This window comes from Nocardia carnea (assembly GCF_029868325.1).
Classification (GTDB): Bacteria; Actinomycetota; Actinomycetes; order Mycobacteriales; family Mycobacteriaceae; genus Nocardia; species Nocardia carnea_C.
In genome coordinates this window covers 20,836-27,603 of record NZ_JARWNW010000142.1, presented here as the reverse complement: position 1 = coordinate 27,603, position 6,768 = coordinate 20,836, and the positions used below count along the sequence as shown (strand labels likewise).

7 protein-coding genes are annotated in these 6,768 nt (G+C 65.7%); 5 read left to right on the top strand and 2 right to left on the bottom strand.

What is annotated here, in order from left to right; translation table 11 throughout:
- Positions 1 to 144: 144 nt before the first annotated feature.
- Both QH196_RS10700 and QH196_RS10695 read right to left on the bottom strand, forming a co-directional pair.
- Positions 145 to 933, bottom strand: coding sequence for an enoyl-CoA hydratase (locus tag QH196_RS10700; protein WP_280415612.1), 789 nt, complete (start codon positions 931 to 933; stop codon positions 145 to 147).
- A gap of 141 nt (positions 934 to 1,074) precedes the next feature.
- Positions 1,075 to 2,073 carry an acyl-CoA dehydrogenase family protein gene (locus QH196_RS10695; RefSeq protein WP_280415611.1) on the bottom strand — a complete coding sequence of 333 codons (999 nt, stop codon included), beginning with the start codon at positions 2,071 to 2,073 and terminating at the stop codon, positions 1,075 to 1,077.
- A 185-nt stretch (positions 2,074 to 2,258) separates the two neighbouring features.
- Between QH196_RS10695 and QH196_RS10690 the strand changes: the two genes are divergently transcribed.
- The 5 genes from QH196_RS10690 to QH196_RS10670 all read left to right on the top strand — a co-directional run bounded on the left by QH196_RS10690 (position 2,259) and on the right by QH196_RS10670 (position 6,735).
- Positions 2,259 to 2,915, top strand: a complete 657-nt coding sequence (locus QH196_RS10690) for a TetR/AcrR family transcriptional regulator (RefSeq protein ID WP_280415610.1) — start codon at positions 2,259 to 2,261, stop codon at positions 2,913 to 2,915.
- A 48-nt stretch (positions 2,916 to 2,963) separates the two neighbouring features.
- Positions 2,964 to 3,818 carry an acyl-CoA thioesterase gene (locus tag QH196_RS10685; RefSeq protein WP_280415609.1) on the top strand — a complete coding sequence of 285 codons (855 nt, stop codon included), beginning with the start codon at positions 2,964 to 2,966 and terminating at the stop codon, positions 3,816 to 3,818.
- 31 nt (positions 3,819 to 3,849) lie between these two features.
- Complete coding sequence (locus tag QH196_RS10680; protein ID WP_280415608.1) at positions 3,850 to 4,911, top strand: NAD(P)H-dependent amine dehydrogenase family protein; 1,062 nt, start codon at positions 3,850 to 3,852, stop codon at positions 4,909 to 4,911.
- Positions 4,912 to 4,914: 3 nt separating this feature from the next.
- Positions 4,915 to 5,349: a nuclear transport factor 2 family protein gene (locus tag QH196_RS10675; RefSeq protein ID WP_280415607.1), complete on the top strand. Its 435-nt coding sequence runs from the start codon at positions 4,915 to 4,917 to the stop codon at positions 5,347 to 5,349.
- 399 nt (positions 5,350 to 5,748) lie between these two features.
- The gene (locus QH196_RS10670) at positions 5,749 to 6,735 is read left to right on the top strand and encodes an amidohydrolase family protein (RefSeq protein WP_280415606.1); all 987 of its coding nucleotides are present in this window, start codon (positions 5,749 to 5,751) and stop codon (positions 6,733 to 6,735) included.
- The last annotated feature ends 33 nt before the right edge of the window (positions 6,736 to 6,768 follow it).

Genomic DNA, 6,768 nt, shown 5'->3' with positions numbered 1-6,768 from the left:
TGATCCAGTCGGCATCGAGTCGTGGGGCCCACCCCGGCCGGGGGGGCTATGGGACAACACACCTACCCCGCGGGTCCGGGGGGGGTTATTTTTTCCTCTCGGGGGGCCGGCCCCGGGGGCCACGGGGCGGGGCGCCCCGTTTCGCTACTTCATATTCGTCTTCATCTGATCCAGGTCCACCAGAATCGGGTAACCGCTCACACTGAGCGCATTTCCGTGCCCGGTGGAATGGATATCGAATACCGATTGGATCGCGGCGTAGAAGCCCTGCACATCCATGGTCTGGTTCACCGCACGCTTGGCCTGGCGCAATCCGAACGGCGGCATCTTCGCGATCTGGCCGGCCAGTTCCGCGGTCTTGGCCGGCAGCTCCTCGAGCGGCACCACCATATTGACCATCCCGGCCTGCTCGGCCTCCTGCGCCGTGACCGGGCGACCGGTGAACAGGATCTCCTTGGCCTTGCGGTGTCCGAGCTCCCAGGTATGGCCGTGATATTCCACGCCGCCGATTCCCATCATCGCCACCGGATCCGAGAACAGCGCATTGTCCGCGGCGACGATCAGATCGCACGGCCAGCACAGCATGAGCCCGCCCGCGATACAGCGGCCCTGGACGGCCGCGACCGACGGTTTGGGCACATTACGCCACCGCAATGTGTATTCCAGATACCGGCGGCTCTCGGTCCGATATATCCAGTCGAGAGTGATCTTTTCCGGTTTGGGCCAGCTGTCGTCCTTGAGGTCGTGCCCGGCCGAGAAATGTTTTCCCGCCGCATTCAAGACGATCACCACGGCATCGTCGTCGTCGGCGGCACGAGTCCACGCGGCATCCAATTCGTCCAGCAGCGCGGAATTCTGGGCATTCGCCGCTTCGGGCCGGTTCAGCGTGATCGTCGCGACCTTGTCGGCGACGGAATAGTCGATATAAGACAAAACAGTGCTCCTCGGTTCCGGGGTGCACCGGGCGCACACCCGGTGCTCGTATTCCGTTTGCTGGGCCACCCGCCTGCCTGCCGGGCCACCCGGCCGCGCCGGCGACCGGAACGCGGGCGCGCGCACCCATGATGCGGCCGGTCAGCGATGGGCGGCGAGATATTCGTGTGCCACCACCGCCCGGTGTGTGGCCGCGCCACCGAACAGCAGTTCACCGGCCTTGGCCCGTTTGATCGCGAACTGCAGATCGTTCTCCCAGGTGAATCCCATGGCACCGAACAGCTGCACCCCGTGCCGGAAGACCACCGACTGACACTCCCCCGCCGACGCCTTCGCCATCGCCGCCGCCATGGTGCGGCGCGGATCGTTTTCCGCCAGGCACAGGGCCGCGAAGTAGCCGAGGGCGCGCGCCCGTTCGATGGCCAGGTGCATATCGGCGGCCTTGTGCTGGACGGCCTGGAACGCCCCGATGGCGGTATCGAACTGCCGGCGGGTGCGCACATGATCGAGTACCAGGTCGAGGATGCGCTGGCAGGCGCCCACTGTCGTCAGCGCGAGACCGGTCAGGGCCAGTTGCCGGGCACGTTCGGGATCGGCGTCGGTGCGATCGGCATCGGTGACCCGCACCCCGTCGAAGGTGACCTCCGCGATATGCAGTACCGGATCGAAAACCTCGACCCGCCGGGCGGTGACGGTATGTGCGGGTACGACGAACACCCCGGCCGTGGTGACCACCGCGAGCCGGTCGCAGCGGTCACCGTCGAGAACCTGGCCGGCCGTGCCGTGCAGCAGCCAGCCGGCACCGTCGCGGACCGCGGTGACCCCCTCGAAGATCGCGGCACCGGTTCCGTCCGGGGTACCGAAAGCGCCTGCCAGGGGCGCGAACTGGGTCATCGTCGCGAGGTAGGGCGTCGGATCGGTGGCCCGCCCGAGCCCCTCGAGCACGATTCCGAGCTCCACGGTCGCCTCCGGCTCCACGAGTTCGGTCCAGCCGAGTTCGGCATAGGTTTTCCACAACCGGCCCGGATCGGCGCCCGCGTCCACGATCTCCCGGATCACCGAGGCGGGGCATTCCTTGGCGGTGACCTCGCGGACCGTATCGCGCAGCAGCCGTTGGTCGGCATCGAACTCGAAGAGCATCCGGGCTGCCTCCTGTGGGGCGGGGTTGCGTTACGTTCAGGAGAATAGCATTCTCTTGAGATGAAATTAATAGTCTCCTCAATAGTGCGGACACCGGACGTGCCTGCCCGGACATGGGACGTTCTCCGGTACAGTGCACCCATGTTCTCCTCATATGGGATCGATGGGATCGGATGGGCCGGCCGGTGACCGCCCCCAGCGAAGAGCCCGCCTGGAAGCAGCGTGCGGTAGAGCGCTCGATCCGCACCGCGAAGCTGCGGGCCGAACAGCGCGTGCAACGGTTCCTCGATGCCGCCCAGGCGATCATCACCGAAAAAGGCACCACCGATTTCACGGTCCAGGAGGTCGTGGATCGGTCGAAACAGTCGCTGCGCAGCTTCTACCTGCAGTTCGACGGTAAGCACGAACTGCTGCTGGCATTGTTCGAGGATGCCCTGAGCCGCACCGCGGACCAGATCCGCGCCGCCGCCGCAGGTAAGGACAATGCCCTGGACCGGCTGCAGCTCGCCGTGGAACTCCTCTACGAACTGTGCCGTCCGGACCCCACCGCACAGCGCCCGCTGTTCACCGACTTCGCCCCACAGCTGCTGGTCAGCCATCCGGCTCAGGTGAAGGTCGCGCATACGCCGCTACTGACGCTGTTCACCGAACTCATGGTCGACGCCGACAAGGACGGCCTGCTGCGCGAGGAACTCAATCCGCGCCGGATGGCCGCCATGGTGATGCAGACGGTGATGTTCACTGCCCAGTCGAATGGCGGAATCGACGACGAGACGGCCTATCCGATCTCGGCCGAGGAGATCTGGGAGTTCTGCGCCAAGGGGTTCGCCCGCGGAATCTAGGCGAGAATAGCGTTCTCCAAATCCGAGATACGGGTTTACACTCGTTGTATGCCCGATCTCTGGACCGACCTTCTCGCCTGTATGGATCTGCGCCTGCGTCCCACCGCACCGCAGACCGACGACGACACCGAGGCGCCCGCACCCGACCCCCAGGCCACCCTGTCGGTATTCGAGGGCCCCAATCAGCAGCTGGAATACCATCGGCTCTTCGGTGGTCAGCTGCTGGCGCAGTTCCTGCGCGCCGCGGTTTTCGCCTGCCCGGACAAAACGGTGAAATCCGTGCACGTCATCTTCGCCCGCGAAGGTAAGAGCGACGCCCCGGTCTACTACGTGGTGCAGCCACAGCATCGCGGGCGCTCCTTCGCCACCCTCACCGTCGTCGCCCGGCAGAAGGGCGATGTAATCGCCACCGCGCTGCTGTCCATGACCGCACTCGAGGACGGGCGGGAGAATCAGGAAATCGGCGCGGTGCCACCGGTTCCCGGCCACGAACACACAGTCGACATCGGTTTGATCCCCTGGGAAACCCGGTCCCTCACCGACCTCGGCGACAAGTCCGCCGGCCCGGCCGAGTACGACCTGTGGATGCGCACGCCCGAGGTCGGCGAAGAACTCGCCCCCGGGCTGGTGTCCTACGCCACCGATCTCAATGTCATCGGCACCGTCCTGCGCCCGATCGAAGGTTTCGACCACAGCGGCAACGGCACCGAATTCACCTCCGCCACCACCTCGCACACGCTGTGGTTCCACCGCCCGTTCCGTAGTGACGACTGGTTGCTGCTACGGCACGAGGGCCTGGTCATGGCGCACGGCCGCGCCTACGGTCGCGGCGACGTCCTCACCGCGGACGGCACCCTGGTGGCCTCGTTCGCGCAGGAAGCCCTGCTGCGTTTCCGGCCCTGAACCGACCGGCCCGCACGACGATAGGCAAACGATGCACCCCTCCCCCCTTTCTGCCCCGGCCGGATCCTTGCGGGTCGCCCAATGGTCCACCGGCACCATCGGCGCCCGGGCCCTGCGCGCGATCGTCGAACACCCGGAACTGGTTCTGGCAGGCGTGTATTCGCACAGCCCCGCCAAACAAGGGCGTGATGCGGCCGAATTGTGCGGATCACCCGACCCCACCGGGGTCCGCGCAACCGGCGATATCGGCGAAATCCTGCGCGATCCGCCGGACTGCGTGCTCTACATGCCCCAGGCCTGCGATATCGACGAAGTCTGCCGGATACTCGCCGCCGGCGTGAATATCGTGACCACCGCCGGTGTCTTCCACCATCCCGGCAGTATGGATCCCGCGGTCCGGGCACAGGTGGAGGCGGCGTGCACCACCGGCGGCACCTCGATCCACAGCACGGGCAGCAGTCCGGGGTTCATCACCGAAGCCGTCCCCTTGGTGCTGGCCTCGATCCAACGGCAGCTCGAGGTGCTCACCATCCAGGAATATGCCGATCTGTCGCAGCGGAACTCGCCCGCGATCCTGTTCGATGTCATGGGATTCGGCGGCCCCCCTGGCGATTTCGCCCAGCTGCGGCTGGACCATCTGCGCAACAGCTTCGGCCCGTCACTGCGGTTGCTCGCCGACGGAATCGGCCTCCCGCTCGACGAGGTGACCGCCACGGGCGAGGTCGCCACCGCGGCACGCACCTTCGATATCGCCGCCGGCACAATCCCACGGGGAACGGTTGCGGCACAGCGCATCACGATCTCCGGCATACACCAGGGCCGGACCGTCCTGCGTTTCCAGGCCATCTGGCATTGCGGCGCACAGGCCGGGACCGGCTGGGAGATCCGCCCCACGGGCTGGCATATCGCTGTGGAAGGCGACGCACCCCTCGCCATCGATATGGTTTTCCCGTTCCCGCTCGATCAGATGGCCCGGCACTCCCCTGCCTATACAGCGAACCGTGCCGTCAACGCCGTCCGCTCCGTCTGCGCGGCCACCCCCGGTATCCGCACCGTCCTCGACCTGCCCCCGATCACCGCCACCCTGGGATGACCGATGAACGACTACGAAGCGATCCGCGCCCTCAAGGCCCGCTATTTCCGGCTGATGGACACCAAGGACTGGACCGGTTTCCGGGAACTGTTCTGCGACGACGTCGTCATCGACGTCACCGGGTCGGGTGGCGAAGTGATCACCGGCGCCGACGAATTCCTGGCCTTCCTCACTTCCCGGATCGGTGACGCGATCACTGTCCACCACGGCCACACTCCCGAGATCGAATTGCTCTCCGAGACCGAGGCCACCGGTATCTGGGCCATGGAAGACCGGCTCACCTTCCCCGACGGCACCCGGCTGCACGGCTTCGGCCACTACCACGAAACCTACGCCAAGACCGACGGCCGGTGGCATATCCGCTCCCAGCGCCTCACCCGCCTGCATATGGATTTCACACCTGGCCAGACGGACCCGCCGGGTAGCACTGCCGAATGACGTCTCCGAGTCGCTGATCCGACTCGGCACTGCCGCCGGTGGAATCCACGCCCTCTTGCGTCGAGCCTCGTCTCGTCAGCCGGTGCCCGCAGGGCGAGCCCCCTGCCCGCTATTGCGGATATCTGCACGAAAACTCGAATATGTGTCGTTCTGGGTGCGTGCACGAGATTCGGTGACGGATTCCGGCAAATACTGGCTGCTTTGTCCCGCAGCTCCTTGAATGGTCGAGGCACGACAAACTCCAATGGGAATCGTTGTCAGAACACGACCGAGAGGAGTGCCATGGCAACGTCTCGACGAAGTGTCCTCGCAGCGGCTGCTGCCATCGGTGCGGTGGCTGTTGCCGCCTGTACGGACAACGGCCCCTCCGGGGCCTCGGGAGCGGGAGAGGAGGAGCAGATGGGAAACGGCACACCGGTTGTGGACAGTCACGCCCACATCTATCCGGCCCGTTATCTGGACAAGATGGAGGAGATAGGTGTCTCTCCGGATACCACTGCGATAGCGCGGAATATGCGCGCAAGTACCGAGCCGGACGAGATGAACGCCCGGATCCGGATGATGGACACCGCGGGCGTCGACATCCAGGTCTTGTCGGCCACCCCACAGGTGCCACTCGTCGCGAACGCGACCGGCGCCGCCGAGGCCACGCGCATGGTCAACGACATCTACCGGCAAGTGATCGAAGACCACCCCGGCAGATTCCTCGCGTACGGGGCGATCCCGTTGAATCACCCGGACAAGAGCCTGGAGGAGATCCGCTACTGCCTCGACGAGCTCGGCTTCGTCGGTATCGCGATCAACACGGTGCTCGACGATCCGCGGGCCGCGATCACCGACGACCGTTACCGGCCCGTGTTCGAGGAGCTCGACCGCCGCGGCAGCATCCTCTATGTTCATCCGACCGGTGCCGGCGCGCATTCGCCGCCGATATCGGAGCACGGACTCGAGTGGGTCAACGGTGCACCGGTGGAAGATGCGATCGCCACCCTGCAGCTGCTGCAGGCCGACTATCCGGCTCGATATCCCGGTCTGCGTCTCCACATCGCGCATCTTGGCGGGGACCTGCCGTTCCTCTCCCAGCGCATCGAGGACAACTACGCAGATTGGGGCTCGTTTCCGAGGTCACCGGCGGAAACGTTGCGCCACATGTGGTTCGACGCCGCGAACTTCTCCGGCGGATCCCTGCGACTCTCGGCCGAGGTCTTCGACCCGGAGAAGATCTTGGCGGGCTCGGATTACCCGTACTTCCAAGACGACAAGTACACCCGTGCCATCACCTACATCCGCGACGCCGGGCTGCCCGCCGACCTGACGCAGCGGATTCTCTCCGGAAACGCGAAGGAACTGTACGGGTCCGCGCTCCGGCCCCGCCCCGCCGGATAGGACGGCAGGTTCCGGGCAGTCACGAGGAAAGGA